The 20,769-nt window shown below is 47.8% G+C and carries 14 protein-coding genes; 7 read left to right on the plus strand and 7 right to left on the minus strand.

The window, feature by feature from the left end; translation table 11 throughout:
* Window positions 1-4 precede the first annotated feature (4 nt).
* Window positions 5-964: a DUF58 domain-containing protein gene (locus ABNS04_RS06160; protein ID WP_040487790.1), complete on the minus strand. Its 960-nt coding sequence runs from the start codon at window positions 962-964 to the stop codon at window positions 5-7.
* 5 nt (window positions 965-969) lie between these two features.
* A complete protein-coding gene (locus ABNS04_RS06165) occupies window positions 970-1,926 on the minus strand; it encodes a MoxR family ATPase (protein ID WP_006955143.1) in 957 nt (318 codons plus the stop codon).
* A gap of 199 nt (window positions 1,927-2,125) precedes the next feature.
* Between ABNS04_RS06165 and fadI the strand changes: the two genes are divergently transcribed.
* Window positions 2,126-3,436 (plus strand): acetyl-CoA C-acyltransferase FadI, encoded by a 1,311-nt coding sequence (gene fadI, locus ABNS04_RS06170; protein WP_006955144.1) that lies wholly within the window; start codon window positions 2,126-2,128, stop codon window positions 3,434-3,436.
* The gene (gene fadJ / locus ABNS04_RS06175; protein ID WP_272977614.1) at window positions 3,436-5,562 is read left to right on the plus strand and encodes a fatty acid oxidation complex subunit alpha FadJ; all 2,127 of its coding nucleotides are present in this window, start codon (window positions 3,436-3,438) and stop codon (window positions 5,560-5,562) included. The genes fadI and fadJ overlap by 1 nt, the downstream gene beginning before the upstream one ends.
* On the opposite strand, the gene ABNS04_RS06180 is transcribed toward fadJ, so the two are convergent.
* The 5 genes from ABNS04_RS06180 to nadK form a co-directional block, all read right to left on the minus strand.
* Entirely contained in the window at window positions 5,553-8,918 is a 3,366-nt protein-coding gene (locus ABNS04_RS06180; protein WP_272977616.1) for a GGDEF domain-containing phosphodiesterase, read from the minus strand. The genes fadJ and ABNS04_RS06180 overlap by 10 nt on opposite strands.
* A 147-nt stretch (window positions 8,919-9,065) precedes the next feature.
* Window positions 9,066-11,786, minus strand: coding sequence for an insulinase family protein (locus tag ABNS04_RS06185; protein ID WP_348671231.1), 2,721 nt, complete (start codon window positions 11,784-11,786; stop codon window positions 9,066-9,068).
* Window positions 11,787-11,800: 14 nt separating this feature from the next.
* The gene (gene bamE, locus ABNS04_RS06190) at window positions 11,801-12,160 is read right to left on the minus strand and encodes an outer membrane protein assembly factor BamE (protein ID WP_006955148.1); all 360 of its coding nucleotides are present in this window, start codon (window positions 12,158-12,160) and stop codon (window positions 11,801-11,803) included.
* 78 nt (window positions 12,161-12,238) lie between these two features.
* On the minus strand, window positions 12,239-13,903 hold the full coding sequence (gene recN / locus ABNS04_RS06195) for a DNA repair protein RecN (RefSeq protein WP_006955149.1): 1,665 nt from the start codon (window positions 13,901-13,903) through the stop codon (window positions 12,239-12,241).
* A 116-nt stretch (window positions 13,904-14,019) separates the two neighbouring features.
* Complete coding sequence (gene nadK / locus ABNS04_RS06200) at window positions 14,020-14,901, minus strand: NAD(+) kinase (RefSeq protein ID WP_348671232.1); 882 nt, start codon at window positions 14,899-14,901, stop codon at window positions 14,020-14,022.
* Window positions 14,902-15,045: 144 nt separating this feature from the next.
* On the opposite strand from nadK, the gene grpE reads away from it, so the two are divergent.
* The 5 genes from grpE to ABNS04_RS06225 form a co-directional block, all read left to right on the plus strand.
* Complete coding sequence (grpE, locus tag ABNS04_RS06205; protein ID WP_006955151.1) at window positions 15,046-15,720, plus strand: nucleotide exchange factor GrpE; 675 nt, start codon at window positions 15,046-15,048, stop codon at window positions 15,718-15,720.
* 124 nt (window positions 15,721-15,844) lie between these two features.
* Entirely contained in the window at window positions 15,845-17,770 is a 1,926-nt protein-coding gene (dnaK, locus tag ABNS04_RS06210; RefSeq protein ID WP_006955152.1) for a molecular chaperone DnaK, read from the plus strand.
* Between the two features lie 101 nt (window positions 17,771-17,871).
* Window positions 17,872-19,020: a molecular chaperone DnaJ gene (gene dnaJ, locus ABNS04_RS06215; protein ID WP_272977894.1), complete on the plus strand. Its 1,149-nt coding sequence runs from the start codon at window positions 17,872-17,874 to the stop codon at window positions 19,018-19,020.
* Window positions 19,021-19,070: 50 nt separating this feature from the next.
* On the plus strand, window positions 19,071-19,886 hold the full coding sequence (locus tag ABNS04_RS06220; protein ID WP_272977895.1) for a M48 family metallopeptidase: 816 nt from the start codon (window positions 19,071-19,073) through the stop codon (window positions 19,884-19,886).
* A gap of 124 nt (window positions 19,887-20,010) precedes the next feature.
* Window positions 20,011-20,769, plus strand: a 759-nt coding sequence (locus ABNS04_RS06225) for a dicarboxylate/amino acid:cation symporter (protein WP_348671233.1), incomplete at its 3' end; no start/stop codon positions are given.

Consider the following 20,769-nt stretch of genomic DNA (forward strand, 5'->3'; position numbering starts at 1 on the left):
CTCATCACCGTAATTCAGGCCATTGTTGTTCTAAGGCGATCGCAGAACTTACACGTGTTAGCGGTAAGCGATACTGATTAAAGCGCTCAAACAGTTGCTCGAACTCACTCATCGCCCGTTGATGATAATCAAGCCGTTGACGCGCATTATTTAAATTGACCATGGCTTGTCGTTCGCCATCATGAATGCTTAAAGGTTGACTGGAATAACCCGCGGGTAGTTGTTGCTCCATCGGATCAAAAAGTTTAAAACTTCTTACTGAACTTCGAGTATTTAAACGCGCCAATTGTTCCAGCGTCTTTGTTTCTATGTGTTCAAAATCACTGATCACGTTTATTAAGCTACCCGGTTTCACTAAATGTGTTAAATGTTCGATACTTTGATTCAGTGGTGCAGGGTGCGGTGGTGTTTGCTGTTGCCAACGCTGCAAACTATCTTGGTGAACTTCCGTGAGCCCGCGTAAAAAGTGCATCACTGATTTGTGTTGTAAACTAGGTTTGTATTCGTTTTGTAACCACCCATTGCTAATGATACCGCCGACTTTGTCTCCGCGTTGAAGTGTTTGCCAAGCAAGTGCAGAGGCAAGGTGGCACGCCTGTACTGACTTAAACAGGAGTTGACTGCCGAACAGTTGTGTTAGCGCTAAATCAACCACAATATATACGGGACGATCCTTTTCTTCACGGTAGAGCTTTGTATGTGCTTTACCCGTCCGTGCCGTGACACGCCAATCGATCGATCGCACATCGTCGCCTGGTTGATAATGACGGACCTCATCAAACTCCATACCGCGTCCGCGGGTTTTGCTCAGTAGCGCGCCAGACTGCGAGGACGCAGGCAACTGACGCTGATGACGAGCAAAAGCGGGTAGCTTAGTGCGGTAGTACATCAATTCTTGCATGTTGGGCTGCAAACCATCGGTATGGAGCCTTTCCAGCCACTGCTCAGTTGTTAATTTTTGCATTGGCATTAGGGCGACGGAACTAGTTCGAGTATACGTTCAAGCACCGTGTCCGGGCTAATACCGTCGGCTTCTGCTTGATAGCTAATAATGATGCGATGACGCAAAGTGTTGAAAAACACTTCGCGGACATCATCTGGGGTGACAAAGTCACGATCATTGAGCCATGCGTTAGCACGAGCACAGCGCTCAAGTGCTATTGTAGCGCGAGGACTCGCACCATAGGTTAACCAACTGGCAAGTGTTTCATCGTAATTGGCCGGTGAACGTGTCGCCATTACTAACTGCACGAGATAATGTTCAACGGCTTCATCCAAGAACAGTTGCATCACTTGGTTACGGGCTTCAAACAATTGGCGCTGAGTGAGTGGGGTCGGCATCACCGCCTGCCCATCAAGCGCTTCGCCACGTGTCAGGCGCAAAATTTTCAATTCAGTGTCGGCATCGGGATAGTCTAGGTTTAGATGCATGAGAAAACGGTCTAACTGTGCTTCAGGCAGTGGATATGTACCTTCTTGCTCGAGAGGGTTTTGGGTCGCCAAGACCATAAATAGATCAGATAGCGGATAGCTGCGTTGGCCTACGGTAATTTGCCGCTCAGCCATCGCCTCCAACAATGCAGATTGCACTTTAGCCGGTGCACGGTTGATCTCATCAGCAAGTATCAGGTTATGAAACAAAGGACCTTGTTGAAAATCAAAGGCACCTGTCTCGGGTCGGTATATATCCGTACCCGTTAAATCGGCAGGTAGGAGATCGGGGGTAAACTGTACGCGGTGAAAGTCACCCTCAATGCCTTTGGCAAGGGCTTGCACAGCACGTGTTTTGGCCAATCCAGGAGGACCCTCAACAAGTAGGTGACCGTCGGCGAGTACAGCGATTAACAAGTTCTTGGTGAACTCAGGCTGACCTAATACCTGACTATCTAAAAATGCTTGCAGTTGTTTGAATTGTTCAGCAGCCATGGTGCTCCCGCTTACTATCTTAGTTGCGAATGATTTGTGCTCAGCTGTATTGTTATGCAGCCTAAGCATGCTATTTTCAATGGTGTTCTCTACTTTAACGAAAACCAAGGTTTTAATCTGTAGATTAAACAGCTAGAATTTGTAACATCTTGTGTGGTCAGACCAGTATTTGACGCTTAATTTTTAATGGAGAAATCATATGTCTGCAACTGAACGGTTGCTAACACCGAAAGGGGACCGCATTGCTTTTGTTGCGGGGCTTAGAACACCTTTCGCACGCCAGGCAACAGACTTTCATGGCATTCCCGCTGTCGATCTCGGCAAAATGGTCGTCCAAGAGCTTATCAATCGTACGGGAATTGACGGTAAATTGGTACAGCAATTGGTATTTGGACAGGTGGTACAGATGCCAGCTGCACCCAATATTGCCCGTGAGATCGTGCTCGGCACGGAGCTTCCCGTGTCAACAGATGCTTACAGTGTAACCCGAGCCTGCGCGACGAGTTTCCAGTCAGCGGTTAATATCGCCGAAGCCATGATGGCAGGGCATGTCGATATCGGTATTGCTGGCGGCGCTGATTCATCGTCGGTGTTACCGATTGGTGTGAGCCGAAAACTAGGCCGCGCATTGGTCGACTTGAATAAAGCAAAAAGCTTAGGCCAACGGATCGCAATTTTACGTCGTCTGGGTCTAAAGGACTTACTCCCTGTGCCACCTGCCGTGGCAGAGTATTCAACAGGTTTGAGTATGGGGCAAACTGCGGAGCAAATGGCAAAAAGCCATCATATCTCACGCGAAGACCAAGACCAATTAACGGTGAACTCTCACCGCCGCGCGCACGAAGCGTGGGAAGCAGGCTACCTTGATGATGAGGTCATGACCGCTTATCCAGAGCCGTATAAAAAGCACATTGATAGAGATAACAACATTCGTGGTGATTCTTCTTTAGAGAAACTCGGTAAGCTCAAACCTGTATTTGACAAGAAACATGGCACAGTGACAGCGGCTAATTCAACACCGCTGACCGATGGTGCTTCGGCGGTATTAATGATGACGGAAAGCCGTGCCAAGGCGCTGGGTTATCCTATTTTAGGTTACCTGCGTAGCTACGCATTTGCTGCGCTCGAAGTCGAGCAGGATATGTTGATGGGTCCAAGCTATGCCACGCCTATTGCCCTCGATCGTGCGGGAATGACGCTCAACGATTTAACGCTAATTGACATGCATGAGGCGTTTGCGGCACAAACGCTGACCAACCTCAAAATGTTTGCAAGTAAGAAATTTGCGCAAGAAAAATTAGGACGTGATGCGGCAATTGGCGAGGTTGACCCGGAGAAATTTAATGTCTTGGGTGGCTCTATTGCTTACGGGCACCCGTTTGCAGCGACCGGTACACGGATGATTACACAGATGTTGTATGAATTACGTCGTCGTGGTGGCGGAACCGCGTTGACAACGGCCTGTGCCGCTGGCGGCTTGGGCGCCGCGATGATTTTGGAGAGCGAATAATGACAGACAATAACGCATTTCACTTAGCTGTTCGAGATGATGGTATTGCGGTAATTACCATCGATGTTCCCGGCGAACGCATGAATACTTTAAAAGATAGCTTCGCTGATGAGGTGGGTCGTCTGATGAACCGCCTCGAAGATAATAGTGACCTGAAAGGGGTCGTATTTATTAGCGGTAAGCCCGATTCTTTTATTGCGGGTGCCGACATTAATATGATTAATGATTGTGAAACCGCGGCTGATACAGAGAGTTTGGCGCGCAAAGGTCAAGCCATGTTTGATCGTATCGAACAGCTTAATGTGCCAGTTGTTGCAGCCATTCATGGTGCCTGCTTAGGGGGTGGGCTTGAATTAGCGATGGCGTGCCACGTGCGTGTGTGTACCGACAGTGATAAAACGGCACTGGGGTTACCAGAGGTGCAACTTGGCTTATTGCCCGGTTCTGGTGGAACACAGCGTTTACCGGCATTGGTCGGCGTGCAGCAAGGTCTCACTATGATCCTGACCGGTAAGCAGTTACGCGCTAAGCAAGCACTCAAGGCGGGCTTAGTCGATGAGATTGTACCGCAATCAATCTTGCTAGAAGCTGCTGTTAAACAGGCTAAAAAGGCAAAAGCTAAGCCTTCAAAGGCGAACCTAAAAGGCATGAGCAAGTTGCTTGAGGCGACCGCTTATGGTCGTGGCATCATTTATAAAAAGGCAGGTGAGCAGGCGCAGGCTAAAGCGAAGGGCAATTATCCCGCCATCGATAAGATCATTAAGGCGGTCAAAACAGGCGTCGAAAACGGTCGCGATGCGGGTCTTGACTATGAGGCGCGGGCTTTTGGTGAACTCGCTATGACCCCTGAGTCTTATCAGCTTAGACAGATTTTCTTTGCCACAACGGAAATGAAAAAAGAGACCGGCGCGGATGGTGTTAAGCCAGCGGATATTAAGCGTGTGGGTGTTTTAGGCGGTGGTTTGATGGGCGGTGGTATTGCCTTTGTGACTGCGGCCAAAGCCGGTATCCCAGCGCGCATCAAGGATATTAGTCCTGAGGGTATTACTCACGCACTGCATTACAGCTACGAGCGTTTGAATAAAAAAGTTAAACGCCGTCATATGCGTCGTGCGGAGTTAGAGAAAACCATGCTCTCGCTGAGCGGTTCGCTTGATTATTCCGGGTTTGACCGAGTTGATGTAGTGATTGAAGCCGTGTTCGAAGATCTCGACCTGAAGAAAAAAATGGTCGCTGATGTCGAGAACAATGGTAAGGATGGCGTCATTTTCGCGACTAACACCAGCTCACTACCGATCACGCAGATTGCCGAAGGCGCTCAACACCCCGATCGCGTCATCGGTCTGCATTACTTTTCGCCGGTCGATAAAATGCCACTCGCGGAAATTATTACTCACGAAAATACGTCCAAGGAAACCATTGCCACTACGGTTGCGTTGGCTAAAAAGCAAGGCAAAACACCTATCGTTGTTAAAGACGGCGCCGGTTTCTTTGTTAACCGTATCTTGGCGCCTTACATGAACGAAGCGGCGCGTTTGTTGATCGCGGGTGAACCTATTGAGCATATTGACAAGTCTTTGGTTAAATTTGGTTTTCCAGTCGGTCCGATTACGCTCTTAGATGAGGTAGGAATCGACGTCGCCGCTAAAGTTGCGCCGATTCTTGTCAAAGAGCTCGGTACGCGCTTTGAGGCGCCTGCGGCTTTCGACAAACTGATTGATGATGGTCGTAAGGGTAAGAAAAACAACAAAGGTTTCTATCAATATGGTAAAGGTGTGAAAGGCAAGCCGGTTGATAAATCAGTGTACGGTTTACTGAATATTGAACCACAGGCGAAGCATGAAGGTGATGAAATTGCTGAGCTGTGTGTTTTGCCAATGCTTAACGAAGCGGCTTATTGCCTGCAAGAGGGCATTATTCGCAGTGCGCGTGATGGCGACATTGGTTCGGTGTTTGGTATTGGTTTCCCACCATTCCGAGGCGGTCCATTCCGTTATATGGATGCCGAGGGTATTGGCAGTATTGTGAAGCGTATGGAACGCTTAGCAGAGCAACGCGGTGATCGTTATCAACCCGCGCCGCTGCTGAAGCAAATGGCTGAGCAGGGTAAGCGCTTTTATGAGTAAGCAGGCTGCTGTTTAGTAATGAATTCGATGAGCGCTTCGGCGCTCATCGGTTTTGCGAAGTAGAACCCTTGTATATATTCACATTGTAATTGTTCTAAAATATCCAATTGAGCTTTTTCTTCAACGCCTTCAGCAACCACCTTTAAACCTAAGTTATGCGCCATGCCAATAATGGATTCGACCATCTTACGGTCGCGTTCATCAAAGGTAATATCATCGACAAACTCTTTGTCGATTTTAAGGGTATGCATAGGGAAACGCTTGAGATAAGCGAGTGAAGAATAGCCCGTGCCAAAATCATCAAGTGCAAGTTGTACGCCCATATCTGCAAGGTTTTCCAGCATCGCAATCGCGCGCTCGGGATCGCTCATCACCATGCCTTCCGTAATCTCAAACTCGATATGGCGGGGATGCATTTCCTCTTCTTGTAACACTTGTTCGATAAACAACGCTAAGCTCGATTGAGTGAATTGCCTTGCCGACAGATTAATTGCAACACTGCGAGGCGCACCTTGTAGCGTCAGTAGCTGGCGCATGTCTCGACAAGCGGTACGTAATACTTGTTCACTAAGCGGAATAATCAGACCTGTTTCTTCGCACAGTGGAATAAACTGCGCGGGGCTGATGAACTGACCATATTCGTCGCGAATGCGGGCGAGTGCTTCAATCCCGGAAATATGTCCCGTCGCAATTTCCATTTTCGGTTGATAGTACACCTCGACTTGATGGGTGCGAATCGCGTGACGCACTTGACTCTCCAACACGAGACGCTGGATGGCATTTTCGTTCATCGACGCGTTAAAGAACTGATAGCAATTGCCGCCTCTTTGTTTAGCATGATACATCGCCGTATCTGCCTTTTGTAGAAGCTCTTGTGAGGTATGTGCATCGTGAGGATAAAGCACGATGCCAATTGAGCTACCTAAGGCGATCTCATGTCCTTTAATACGATAGGCTTTTGCTATTTCAGTATTCACCTGTTGGGCGATGGTGCTGATGACGTTAATATCTGTGTTATCTTCGATGAGAATGCCAAACTCGTCCCCGCCTAGGCGATAAAGCGTGTCTTGCCGGCGACCTAATTCAGCGAGTCGGTCGGCGACTCGGCATAAAAGTTCGTCGCCCACTTCATGACCAAGAGAATCATTGATACGCTTAAAGTCGTCTAAATCGAACAACAACAGTGCATGAGCGACTCGTTTGCGAACCAGATTTGAGTGACTTACCTGAAAGTATGAGCGATTTGGCAAACCGGTGAGGCTGTCGGTATTTGATAACCGGCGTAATTCATTCTCCGTATTACGACGTTCAGTAATATCAGAAAAGCTTGCGACAATTAATTTGATCTCGCCACTGTCATTGCGAACGGCATCTAACGTGAGCTCGAGGAGTAACTCGGCGCCATCCGCATTGAAGTCGGTGACTTCGCCGGACCAACTTCCTTCCCGAAGCACTGTGTGTTTGATTTGATCCGTAAAATCTCTATCGTAATGTGGCAGTGCGAACGCCTGACCAATGACTTGTTCTCGCTGATAACCGGTAATTCGTTCGTATGCCGTGTTGATTTCACGTTTTCTAAAGAACCGATCGAAGATACAGATGCCATCTGAAATATTTGTTAGCGAGGTTGCGAGCATATCAATGCGCTCGTCACTATTGATAATATCGGAAATATCGCTCAGCGTACCCTGTACTTTGATTGGCTTTCCTGACGTTTCGGCTGCAACAAGTTCGCCACGCTCAAGTACCCACAGCCATTGTTGGCCGTTCTTAATTCGATAAGTGCATTGATAATGAGAGATATGACCCGATTTTACCTGCTCCAATGCCGCAGTTAGCTCACCTATGTCGTCTGGGTGAACGTTACTTTGGTCCGATTGGCCGAGTCCAAATCTTACACCATCAAGAGGAAAATGTGGGCAGTGTGACCATATGTGCACACGCTCAACTTCACTATTGACGAGGTTCCAATGCCAAACTTGTTGTTGGGTGCCATTGAGTAATTGATGCAACGACGTATGTGCTTCGGTGAGTTTATGGTAAGCACGGGCTTTTCGTTTAAGTAAAAGGAAGATGAATAAAATGGCAAGTGCAAGAAGCACGATAATCATCGATAGGTAGTGCATCGCTGTGAAGCCGTTCGCTTTAACTGTAAAGGACTGACTTGCGCTTACCCAGCTATCTTGCTCAGGTAGGTATGCTCTGACATCAAGCGTGTACTGTCCGTCCTCTAAATTTTTTAGGCTGAGTCTTTGTAAGGGCTGAAATGTCTTTTGCCAAGTTGTTTGTAGAGGTTCAATTCGGTATTCAAACATCTGCGGCTGTTCCAGATCGAATGACGCGATCGCATAGTCGATATTGACCTGACCGGATGGCGCCGCTTCGGCACTGACCCAGAGTGCATTGTCCGAGGTGGGGGGAGCGTGTAAAACCTCAATGTATCCTTTTGTATTGAGTAGGATCTCAAACTGGCCGCTTACGTAATGCTGCGACCATGGGCCTTTGATATGTTTGGTGCGAGCCGTTTGGGTCGCGCTGAATTGACCGCTTGGTGTTAATGAGAGTTCATATAACTTTGCTTGGGTGAGCAGTTTTAACTCCCCACTTGGCATTACATTTAATTGTAACGGCAGGTCGGCGATACCAAGGTTGGTTAGCGGTGTCTCATCAATGAGCCGATAGCGTTGGTCAAGTCGAACCAGTTTATCCGTGTAAAGCAGATAGAGAACATGATCAGTTTCGGCAATATCAACGAGCTGACCGGGTGGTAACTTTTCGGTCACTGGGTTGTCGATAGTTAATTTAAATAAGTTACTCCCCAGTCCATCCCAAACATAAACTTGTTTGCCGTCACCTAACCAAGTCCAATCGCCAACCGGCTTAACGAAATGAAGATTACGTATTGGCTCGTCGTCATATTGTAATGGTTGTGGGAGTAATTCGCCTTGATGCTCCACGAGTAGCGTGTGTTTATTGACTGCCAAAAGAGGTGTTGATTGAGGTATCGCAATCTGGTGAATACGCGCATCAAGTAAGTGTTCACTGCTCAAACGCATTGACGCTTCTAAAGCGCTAGATGCAAACGGTAGCTGATAAATACCCTTATCACTGCCAATCAATAGAGCGTCATTTTTTCTACGAGTAAGACAGTGCAATTGCGGTAAATCTTGTGGTTGTAGCACATTGCTAAATTGAACTTCGCGAAGGGTAGAACCATCAAACCGATAGAGCGCTTGCGATGTCGCAAGCCAAATAAATCCGCGTGGTCCTGTTTCTATATCAATAATGGGCGCGCTGATTTGCTGAGTCACATGAGGGTTATCATGAGCTTGACAGGTTGGATTAAACAGAGCCAAGCTAAACACGAGGCAAACTAAAGTGATGGTTAAAGCACGCAACTGAAGGACCCGATTGTTGGCTGCTACACAGCTCTTATTATTTGTTAACTCAGTGTTACAAGCTAACTTAAAGCGATTTGACTGTCAAAGCTATTATAATATCTCCTACTGGCATGACAACAGTACAATTTTACGAGGTTGTTTAATAACTAAACGCTTTACCTCACTTATCCAGTCGGACAGTTGTAGTCGCTCCAGAGCGGCGCTCATTTCAACGTTACGATCAAAATCAGTTTCGGCCATTTGAATCGCTCCCCAAAAGCGTTGGCTACGGGCGCGCAAACTGCGATCGTTTATCGTTAATTGCTCAGATAGGGTTTGTTTAGCATGCTTCCAGCGCTGTAATGTCAGCACGTTGTCGAGCTGTTCAATTTTATCGTGCAATACGGTGTGAATATGTTCCTGTAAGGCGGACGTGTTATGCGTCGGTGATTGCACAAACACCATGAAACCCGGTAGGCGTCGAACAGGGAAATACTGGCTCCCAACGACATAACCCAGTTGCCGCTGGGTTCTGAGTTCGTCGAATAAACTCGCATTAAGCAACTGTTGCGCTAACATCCACGTAATTTGCTGTTCAGCACTGTCGTTATCGCCCTGAAAGTATACCAATACGGCATTGTCGCCAGTCGCTTGCTCCACGGTTCGGTGAATGTGCGTGTGAGGTTCAAGACGCTTAGGTTGTAATTGAGGAGGGGAGGCCGTTAACCGTCCTGAGGCGCTGTCACGTATCAGTTGATGTAATTCAAAAGCGGTTTTAGCTTGCCAATCGCCATGTATTAAAGCCGACACCCCCATGGAGTTAAAAAGCTCGCTACTTAATTGCGAAAAGCCTTTATAGTCTAATGAGTTCAAGCCTTCGGCCATATCGGAGAGCGAGAACAGGCACGGCTGTAGTGTCAAATTAAGCTCAGCAAACAGTCGATTGAGCGGCTGATTGTTGTGGGCGGACTGCCAGTTATGCTTAAGTTGCTGAGCGATAGAATTGAATCGACCACGCTTAAATTTTACTTTCCAAGCCTGCTTCATTAACTGTTGTAGTAGTGGCAATTGACCCGCTGATAAACCCATTGTATGAATCGTCATACCGGACTGGGTCGGGTAAATATTAAAGTGTAAGCCAGCGACCTCAGCGTCATAAAGTGCTTCATTCAGCGAATCGATTAATAGTTCCGACCAAAGACGTGCCGCAGCGAAGTGAGTCGCCGACTGATTGACCGCTGGCGATTCGAGATTTAAATAGATATGCCCTTTGGGCACTCTAAAATCAGGGTCTTGTAAATGCCAGATGGTGACATTGTCGCTTTTTATCAACGCCACGGGCTCTCTGAGCTCGCGCTCTAGCGGGTAAGGTTCAACATGAGAAGTGATATAAGGGTTTTGCGCTGGTAGTTGATAACTAAAAGTGCCCGCTGGGCTATTAAGAGTGTTTAATTCCTCTTTTGTCAATGCACGGATACTAAAGGGTGTGTGATATAACTCTGTTTGTTGATCGGTCTCTACATCGCCATGGATCAGCGTGATACGGGCACGTTCGGGCGCCATTAAAGACAGTGTTTGTTTAGCTCGAGCAACCGACAGTCCATCCATGCGGTAGTCTCCGTAAACCACATCGTGGATGGGATAGTGGTGCGCATTAACAGACAGTTGAGGAGCCAGTTCACCGGCGGGCGGTGTCTCTTGAAAGTGAAATGAAAGTTCGGAAGTGAGCCGTTTCTCCTCGTAGCGCCAAGCCTCGAGTCCAGAACTTGCAATCAACTGAATATAGTTGAACACCGCCTGCGCTACTTGTAGGGCGTGAACAACACCTGCCTCAGTAAGCTGAATATTTAAGTTGAAATCCTTGTAGCCGCTACCGCTCATACCGCCGCCCGCGGAGAGGCTATTAACCCATCCACGCGCCCGAAGCGTTGCATAGAGGCTATGAGGGCCTTCATAGCCAAGAATGTGAGCAATAAAGCTAGTTGTTTTATTCTTATAGTCGTCATCAATGCCAGGGAGGGGCAACGTGATGATCAGACGACGAGCCGGATTCACGGGCTTAACTTGAATGAATACGCCTAACTGGGAGGGTAAGTACAGTGGCAGCGCCTCGAGCGATTTAGGATCATTTTCTTGACCGCTGCTGATGTCCGAAAAGTAGTGTTGCGCCAACTCGGCGAGTTCATCAACCGGTTGCGCGCCAACGATGGTAAGCCGCATGTTGTTGGCATTGAAAAAAGCACGAAAGAACTCACTTAACTGGTCTTTTAACGAGTGGCTATCGCTTTCTGCCAGCGTATCCATGTTACCTACCGAAAACTTACTAAAGGGATGCTCGGGGTTACATGTTGTCTTGTGTACTTGATATAAACGCCGAAGTTCATCTTTCTCTTTTAAGCGGAATTCAGAGTCGATTGATTGACGTTCCTTATTGATTAAGGACTCGTCAAATAACGGCGCCATGAACATCGCGGAGAAATAATCTAATGCTCGCGAGAGAGCTCGGGTTTGACAGTCAAAGAAAAAATTACAGAATTCAGAGCCTGTCCAAGCGTTTTGTTGTCCACCGTAGGCACTCAAAAACTCGGGGAACTCGTTAGCATCCGGAAAGCGTTCGTTCCCTAAAAACAGCATGTGTTCTAGGAAGTGGGCGAGACCTTGGGTTTCAAGCGGGTCATTGAAATGACCCGCGCGCACAGCCAGCGATGCCGATGCCTTTTTACTGTGTGGGATCTGAACGCACACCACTGACAGTCCATTGGGCAGTTTTAGTGTACGGAAAGACCGCGGATCTTTTGGGCTCTTTATAACTTCACCGAGCTCTTCTATGAGCGGTTGCGTCATAGGAACTTATCCCATTAAGGTTCGAGCGGGGTATCGAAGTTTTCTGGTTTATCAAAATCACCCGACAAACGGGCGAGTTGACCGTCTTCAAAATCGAGTATCAATTCCTTATGGAAAGGTTCACCCTCATTTGGATTCATGTCATAAACATAGACCCAACGCTCGCTGTTAAAGCTGTTTTCAGCGACCGGACGCCCTAATACGTAAGCAACTTGTTCCTGTGACATACCTACGCGTAATTTGTCGACATCGCGTTGTTCAAGGTAATTACCTTGAGGAATATCAATTCGATATACCCAATCGTTTAACACTGAGCAACCTGAGAGACCTGCGACGACCGCAACAGCGGCCAAAGTTTTTCCGATTTGTTTCATTAACTACTCTTACCGTTAAATGTTGTCACCGATGATAAACAAACAAAACCGAGTTAGCTAGCATTGGCGCAGGAAAACTTAATGAATAAGTAACTCCCGGGCGTTGTCTTTAGTTTTTTCGGTAATGCTATCGCCACCCAATAAGCGAGCGAGCTCATCAATTCGCTGTTCTTCGTTAAGCTGCCAAACTTGCGTTTCTGTTTGTGCGCCATCGGTTTGTTTGAGTACCTGCATTTGATGATGTCCCTTAGCAGCCACTTGCGGTAAGTGAGTGACACAGATAATTTGGCACTGCTCGCCTAGACTCCGTAACATTGAACCCACAACCGCTGCGGTGGGTCCACTCACACCGACATCGACCTCGTCAAACATCATGGTCGGTACCGTATTTTGATTGGCACACATGACCTGTATGGCAAGACTGATGCGTGATAGTTCCCCGCCCGATGCAACTTTACTAAGCGCTTGTAGCGGCTGCCCAGGGTTGGTGGTCACGGTAAAGCAGATTTCGTCGGTGCCCCAGAGCGTTGCTGTGGCTTTGTCATCATGATCAACTTGGATGACAAATTCACCATGGGGCATGTTTAACTTATGCATGGCGCGGGAAATTTCGGCACTCAGTTTGTCCGCTGCTTTTTTCCGGCTTGTCGACAGCTTAAGCGCCGCTTGTCGATAAACGGTGCGTAATGCTTGACGTTGCTCAGCGAGTTGTTCGTTATCTTCCTCAGCGCGTTCGAGTTCATCCAATTGTTGTTGCAACTGCTGATGATGTTGATAAAGGTCGAGTGGCGCGACATGATGTTTTTTAGCGAGCGCAATCGCTTGGCTCATCCGTTGTTCAGTGACTTCGAGTTGCTCAGGATCAATATCTAATTGGTCTTGATAATTACGCAGTTCTAATGCTGTTTCTTCGATATGAACTTTAGCTTGTTCAAGCAGTGCTAAAATAGGCTGAATCTGCTCATCGAGCTCGGCTGATTCTTCCAATCGGCCGTGGGCGGCTTGAATGAGTCCCGATACATTATTGTGCTCGCCGTCATAAAGCGCATTTAGAGCAAAGGCACTGTTTTCCGTTAAGGCGCGAACATGAGTCAACCGTTTGTGGTCACTCTCAAGTTGCTCAAATTCGCCCTCTCCGATATTAAATTCATTAAGCTCTTTAACCTGATAACTTATTAGTTGTTTCTGTGCTGCCAATTCTTCTTTGCGCTGCTGATGTTGGCGAAAACGCTTTTCGGTAGCCGCCCAGTTACGGTAGCTTTCTTGTACTTCTGTAATAAGTTCAGCATGCTGAGCGAACTGGTCAAGTAATTCGCGCTGGTGCTCTTCTTTTACCAACAGCTGGTGTTCATGCTGACCATGAATATTGACCAATGTTGGCGCTAATGTGCGTTGCTGTGTGAGCGTCACTGGTGCGCCGTTAACCCAAGCCCGTGAACGACCATCTTTACTAATAGTACGGCGCAATACACACTCGAGGTCATCATCAAACTCGTTGTCGACGAGCCAGCGGTGAGCGGGACTGTCGTGAGTGATAGTGAAGCGCGCACTGATGTCCGTTTTGTCGCAGCCCGGTCTCACCCAGTTGGCATCGGCACGTCCACCCAGGCATAGCCCGAGCGCATCCAGTGCGATAGATTTACCCGCACCGGTCTCACCGGTAATGGCGGTCATCCCGTTTTTAAACTCGATATCTAACTGCTTGACGATTGCAAAATTGCGAATGTGTAACTCAGTCAACATGGCTGGGCTCCTCACAATAAAAAGAACAGTAATACTGTTTACCTATACAGTATATACAGTAGTTATACAGTATTATTGTGCAATTGCAATGCAAAGAGTGACTTTTTTTTAGTCAGTTAGAAAAGACGGCTGCCCCAACCCAATTTGTTACGTAATACATGGTAGTAGCTGTGTGTTGTCGGATGCACCATCGTCAAGGTATGCGGGTGTTTTTCGATAATGACCTCATCACCTGGCATGACATCAAGACGCCCATGACCGTCGCAACTGATTTGTAAATGATCGTTGTCCTTGGCTGCACGTAGTCGTACTCGGGAGTTTGCGTCGAGTACAATCGGACGACTACTCAGTGTATGCGGAAACATGGGGACCAAGGTAATAGCATTTAGGTTAGGATGCAGAATAGGACCACCGCCGGACAGAGAGTATGCCGTCGAGCCGGTGGGTGTCGCGATGATGACGCCATCGGAACGTTGCGAAAAGACAAATTGATCGTCGACATAAAGTTCAAACTCGATCATGTGAGCGACTTTGTCTGAATGAAGAACAATTTCGTTCACCGCCACACCTTGTTGTTTAACTGACTCGCCTTTAACCGAGGCCGAGAGCAAGAAGCGCTCTTCTCTTACATAGTCACCCGCTAGCACATCCATCAGCGCGCTCACTGCGTCCTCTGGCGCTAAATCGGTCAGAAAGCCAAGGTTACCTCGATTCACTCCAATAACCGCCACATCATGATCACACAGTGCGCGGGCAGCACCGAGCATATTGCCATCACCGCCGACGACTACCGCAATGTCGGCCCATTGTCCTAACTTCTCAAGTGAGCCCGTGTCGATGCAACTGCTTGGTTGTACCTGGGTGGCACAGCGTTCTTCCAAACAGACCTCATACTGACTTTCGCACAAGGCACTAATAAGTGCCTCAAGTGTGTGACGAGTGCCAGTATCATTAATTTTTCCTAAAAGCGCGACGCGCTTAAATGCGGGTTGTTTCATAGGGCTTACCGCTATCCTCTAGTCGTGAGTTAACGCTACGTGTTGCGTTAATTTTTATCAAGCGAAATAAAGGTCTTGAATCTTAATCGGACTATCCCCACATAACAACGCATACGTTCATTCGACATTTAAAGAGTATGGGTTATGAGTGATAAGCAACCAAATCAAACAACTGAGAACTTTGAGCAGCAAGCACAAGAAGCCGCTCAACAAGAGGCCGCAAAAGAGGCGGCTGAGCAGGCAGCTGAACAGGCGCTTGGTAGCGACGAACAACCAGAGACCCAGCAGCAAACAGCTGCGGCGGCAGACAATCAAGCGGACCGTATTGCGGAGCTTGAGCTCGCGTTAACTAAGGCCGAAGCCAAAGTTAACGAGCAAAAGGAGTCGGTATTGCGTAGTCAGGCGGAAATGGAAAACGTACGTCGTCGCGCGAGTCAAGATGTTGAGAAGGCGCATAAATTTGCGTTAGAGAAGTTTGCCAACGAGCTACTCACGAGTGTTGATAACCTTGAGCGCGCGATGCAAGCGGCTGATACCGAAAACCCAGAGTTAAAAAGCTTTTTAGAAGGTATTGAGCTGACGTATAAAAGTCTGACATCAACGCTGGATAAATTTGGCGTAAAAGCGGTCGGCGAAGAGGGCGAGGTCTTTAATCCAGACCTGCACCAAGCGATGTCGATGCAAGAGTCGGCGGAGCACAAAAACAACACGATTATCGCCGTTATGCAGAAAGGGTATGAGCTCAACGGACGTTTACTGCGCCCAGCCATGGTGATGGTGGCACGTAATAGTAACGGCGGCGTGGATACAAAAGCATAATTTGTAAGAGAAATTATGTTTTAGGGCTTGTAATTTTAGATACAGCCCCCAAATAACAGTTATCGAAATCATTAACGCTCAAACCAGAGCGGTTTGAACAGAATAGAAGTAGTGGAGATTAATTATGGGTAAAATCATCGGCATTGACTTGGGTACAACAAACTCATGTGTCGCGGTTTTAGACGGCGGCAAACCTCGTGTTATTGAAAACGGTGAAGGGGATCGTACAACCCCATCTGTCGTCGCATTTACCGACGATGGCGAAACTTTGGTAGGCGCACCGGCGAAACGCCAAGCAGTCACCAACCCGAATAAAACCTTGTTTGCGATTAAGCGTTTGATCGGTCGTCGTTTCCAAGATGATGAAGTTCAGCGCGACATTGGTATTATGCCTTACAACATTGTCAAAGCGGACAATGGCGATGCATGGGTAGAAATCGATGGCGATAAAAAAGCGCCACCGCAAATTTCTGCTGAAGTATTGAAGAAAATGAAGAAAACCGCAGAAGAGTTTTTAGGTGAGAAAGTCACCGAAGCGGTTATCACTGTACCTGCATACTTTAACGATGCTCAGCGTCAGGCAACAAAAGACGCTGGTAAAATCGCGGGCTTAGAAGTTAAGCGTATCATCAACGAGCCAACCGCAGCTGCACTGGCTTACGGCATGGATAAGAAGTCCGGCGACAACGTTATCGCTGTTTATGACTTAGGTGGTGGTACGTTCGATATCTCGATCATCGAAATCGACGAAGTCGAAGGCGAGCATACCTTTGAAGTACTGGCGACAAACGGTGACACGCACTTAGGTGGTGAAGACTTTGATAACCGTTTGATTAACTACTTGGTTGAGCAGTTCGAGAAAGATCAAGGCATCGATTTACGTAAAGATCCTTTGGCGATGCAACGTCTGAAAGAAGCCGCCGAAAAAGCGAAAATCGAGCTGTCTTCTGCGCAACAAACGGAAGTCAACTTGCCATATATCACGGCTGATAACACCGGTCCTAAGCACTTAGCGATTAAAGTAACACGCGCTAAATTAGAATCGTTGGTTGAAGACTTGATTAAGAAGTCGCTTGAGCCATTGAAGCAAGCACTGGCTGATGCTGATATGTCAGTGAGCGATGTTAAAGACATCATCATGGTCGGTGGTCAAACACGTATGCCTAAGGTTCAACAGGCCGTGACTGACTTCTTTGGCAAAGAGCCACGCCGTGACGTCAACCCAGATGAAGCCGTAGCACTAGGTGCAGCTGTTCAAGCCGGTGTTTTACAAGGCGATGTGAAAGACGTATTGCTGCTTGACGTTTGTCCGCTGTCATTAGGTATCGAAACCATGGGCGGCGTAATGACCAAGTTGATCGAGAAAAACACCACGATTCCAACAAAAGAATCGCAAACATTCTCGACCGCAGAAGACAATCAGTCAGCTGTAACGATTCATGTATTGCAGGGTGAACGTAAACGCTCAAGCGATAACAAATCGCTAGGTCAGTTTAACCTCGAAGGTATTCGTGCAGCGGCGCGCGGTGTACCGCAAATCGAAGTGACCTTTGACATTGACGCTGACGGTATCTTACATGTGTCGGCGAAAGATAAAGACACCGGTAAAGAGCAGAAGATCACCATCAAAGCTTCATCGGGTCTTGATGAGGATGAAGTCGAAAAAATGGTTAAAGACGCGGAAGCACACGCTGAAGATGACAAAAAGTTTGAAGAGTTAGTGCAAGCGCGTAACCAAGCGGACGGCTTAGTGCACGCAACGCGTAATCAGTTGAAAGAAGTCGGCGAAGCCTTGTCAGAAGATGATAAGAAAGCCATCGAAACCGCCTGCGACGAACTTGAGCAAGCTTCTAAAGACGGCGACAAAGATGCTATCGAAGCGAAGTCTCAAGCGTTGATGGAAGCTTCACAAAAACTGATGGAAGCTGCTCAGCAACAGCAAGCACAACAAGGTGGTGCAGAAGCCGGTGCAGAGCAAGCACAATCATCTAAAGATGATGACGTTGTTGACGCTGAATTTGAGGAAGTGAAAGACGACGATAAGAAGTAAGCTTAATTAGGCAACTTCGATATCAACACGGGTGTTGCCGAAAGGTAATGCCCGTGTATTTATTTTAGACAGGTGTAAAATCACAACAGAAGATTACGGTTATGGCGCAGGATTATTATCAGATTTTAGGTGTCGGCAAAGACGCCAATGAGAGAGATATTAAGAAAGCCTACAAGCGGATGGCGATGAAGTACCACCCAGACCGCACGAAAGGTGATAAAGAGTTAGAAGCCAAGTTTAAGGAAATTAAACAGGCCTACGAAGTGTTGTCGGATCCACAAAAACGCCAGATGTATGATCAATATGGGCACGAAGCGTTTCAACAAGCTCGCCAAGGTGGCGGAGCGGGCGCCGGTGGTTTCGGTGGCGGTGGTGCCGATTTTGCTGATATCTTTGGCGATGTATTCGGTGATATTTTTGGTGGCGGTCGTCGTCAGCAAGCGCGTCCTCAGCGCGGTGCGGACTTACGTTACAATCTAGAAATGTCGCTAGAAGACGCGGTGAAAGGTAAAGAAGTCGAATTGCAAATTCCGACCATGGTGGAATGTGAGGACTGCGACGGCTCAGGTGCGAAAAAAGGCACACGACCAGAAACCTGTAGTCACTGTCACGGTTCCGGTCAAATTCAAATGCGTCAGGGCTTCTTTGCTGTGCAGCAGGCATGTCCGCATTGCCGTGGTACGGGGTCTATCATCAAAGATCCATGTAATACTTGCCACGGTCAGGGCCGCGTTGAAAAAACCAAAAAACTATCGGTTAAAATTCCGGCAGGCGTAGATACCGGTGATCGTATTCGTTTAGCGAACGAAGGTGAGGCGGGAGAAAAAGGCGCGCCAGCAGGCGACTTGTATGTTCAGGTGCATGTGCGTGAACACCCTATCTTTGCGCGTGACGGCAACAATTTATACTGCGAAGTTCCAGTGAGCTTTACCAAGGCAGCGCTCGGTGGCGAAATTGAGGTACCGACGCTAGAAGGTAAAGTCAAATTGAAGGTGCCAAAAGAGACTCAAACGGGCAAACATTTCCGCTTACGTGGCAAAGGCGTTAAGTCAGTCCGTACGGGTGCTGTCGGCGACCTGATATGTAAAGTGGTCATCGAAACGCCGGTGAACTTATCATCGCGTCAACGCGAATTACTCGAGGAACTTGAGAGTTCGATGGGGCACGGCGACGAAGCGGCTAAGTTCAGACCCAAGGAAAAAGGCTTCTTTGACGGTGTTAAACAATTTTTTGATGACTTGCGTAGCTAAGACTAATATCGTTAGTACGAAGTCATTATTGTTTGCCTAAAGGAGGCATTATGCGGGCTTGGAAAATAGCGGCGTTGACGCTGGCGACTGTGACAGTAGTCAGTTGCTCAAAGTCGCCAACAGGACGTTCTCAGTTAGCTTTTTTACCCGAGGGTCAATTGAATCAAATGGGTGAGCAGTCTTATGAACAGATGAAAGCTGAAACGTCGATTAGTGACGACCCCGCGATGAATGCTTACGTCCAGTGCGTTAGTCACGCGTTGATTGATGTGCTACCCGAACCCTATAGTCAAGCAGATTGGGAAATCACTGTATTTGATCAAGACACGGTGAATGCTTTTGCCCTGCCAGGAAACAATATCGGTGTTTACCGCGGTTTACTGGATGTCGCAGAAAACCAACACCAGTTGGCTGCCGTGATTGGTCACGAGATTGGCCACGTGATCGCGCAACATAGCAATGAGCGTGTATCAAGCAACATGGCAGTCGGCGCGGGGCTTCAAATTGGTGCAATTTTTGCCAATAAGGAGCTAGAGAGCGATACTGCGGCGCTATTGATGAGTGCCTTAGGTGTGGGAGCGCAAGTCGGTATTTTGTTACCGTATAGTCGTACTCACGAGTCTGAAGCAGACCAGTTGGGTCTCGACTACATGGCTGATGCCGGGTTTAAGCCTATTGAAGCCGCTGACTTGTGGCGCAATATGGCGAAGCAGTCGAAAGGCGCTCCGCCAGAATTACTATCAACGCACCCATCACCGCAAACGCGTATTGATGCCATAGAAGACTACGCACCAAGCTTGAGTGCGCGAGTACAACAAGCCCATCAACAAGGACGCAATCCTTCTTGTGAGCGACCTTCCTCGTGATTAATAAGACCAAGCCAAATTTTCGTTGGCTTGGTCTTTTAGTTATATGCTAGTCAAAAATTTTCTTTCGGCGACCGATTGATTGACGCTAAATTATCCGCATTTTTCTCGATGTGGACGTTCTATGTTTAGATTCTGGTTTAATATTCCCTTCTGGCAACGCGTACTGGGTGCATTTGTTTTAGGTGCGCTGGTAGGTGCTCTGTTCCCCGAAGCGGGACAAGCACTTAAGCCGTTGGGCGACCTGTTTATTCGCGCAATAAAAATGTTGGTGGCGCCGCTTATCTTTTGTGCCATTGTCAGTGCAATTACCGATTTAAACGATGGCCAAAAGCTAGGGCGCTTAGGAGCTAAAACGATTGGTATGTTCATGCTGACAGCCATTATCGCCAGTGCTATCGGCTTGACGCTGGGGACGCTTATCGATATGAGCCCGGCTCAGGCTCTCACCGCAACAGAACAAACCGAAAAGATCATTCCGAGCGTCTCACAAGTGCTACTTAACTTTGTGCCAACTAATCCATTTGCTGCGCTCAGTGAAGGCAATGTACTTCAAATAGTTGTCTTTGCCGCGATTATCGGTGTTGCTATACAGAAACTGGGCGAACCTGCTGAACCGGTACGTCGAGTGATTAAATCGGGCGCAGAGGTGATGTATCAGGTCACTCGCATGGTCTTGCAACTTACACCGCTTGGCGTTTTAGGCTTAATGGCATGGGTGATCGGTGAATACGGCATTGCAAGTTTATTGCCTTTGGCCAAATTCGTGGGTGTAATCTATTTAGCAGTGCTGATCCACATTGTGGTGGTTTACGGTGGCTTTATCCGCACCATGGGGGGCATGAGTGCTTGGCAATTTTTCCGAGCGGTGTTCGATGCACAA

Origin of the sequence: uncultured Idiomarina sp. (assembly GCF_964010655.1) — a bacterium.
Classification (GTDB): Bacteria; Pseudomonadota; Gammaproteobacteria; order Enterobacterales; family Alteromonadaceae; genus Idiomarina; species Idiomarina baltica.

Bases quoted from the DNA above. Each gene is read 5' to 3' on its own strand.
- ABNS04_RS06165 (WP_006955143.1), bottom strand. From the start codon at position 1,926: ATGGCTGCTGAACAATTCAAACAACTGCAAGCATTTTTAGATAGTCAG.
- dnaK (WP_006955152.1), top strand. From the start codon at position 15,845: ATGGGTAAAATCATCGGCATTGACTTGGGTACAACAAACTCATGTGTC.
- bamE (WP_006955148.1), bottom strand. From the start codon at position 12,160: ATGAAACAAATCGGAAAAACTTTGGCCGCTGTTGCGGTCGTCGCAGGT.
- fadI (WP_006955144.1), top strand. From the start codon at position 2,126: ATGTCTGCAACTGAACGGTTGCTAACACCGAAAGGGGACCGCATTGCT.
- ABNS04_RS06220 (WP_272977895.1), top strand. From the start codon at position 19,071: ATGCGGGCTTGGAAAATAGCGGCGTTGACGCTGGCGACTGTGACAGTA.
- fadJ (WP_272977614.1), top strand. From the start codon at position 3,436: ATGACAGACAATAACGCATTTCACTTAGCTGTTCGAGATGATGGTATT.
- dnaJ (WP_272977894.1), top strand. From the start codon at position 17,872: ATGGCGCAGGATTATTATCAGATTTTAGGTGTCGGCAAAGACGCCAAT.
- nadK (WP_348671232.1), bottom strand. From the start codon at position 14,901: ATGAAACAACCCGCATTTAAGCGCGTCGCGCTTTTAGGAAAAATTAAT.
- ABNS04_RS06160 (WP_040487790.1), bottom strand. From the start codon at position 964: ATGCAAAAATTAACAACTGAGCAGTGGCTGGAAAGGCTCCATACCGAT.
- recN (WP_006955149.1), bottom strand. From the start codon at position 13,903: ATGTTGACTGAGTTACACATTCGCAATTTTGCAATCGTCAAGCAGTTA.
- ABNS04_RS06185 (WP_348671231.1), bottom strand. From the start codon at position 11,786: ATGACGCAACCGCTCATAGAAGAGCTCGGTGAAGTTATAAAGAGCCCA.
- grpE (WP_006955151.1), top strand. From the start codon at position 15,046: ATGAGTGATAAGCAACCAAATCAAACAACTGAGAACTTTGAGCAGCAA.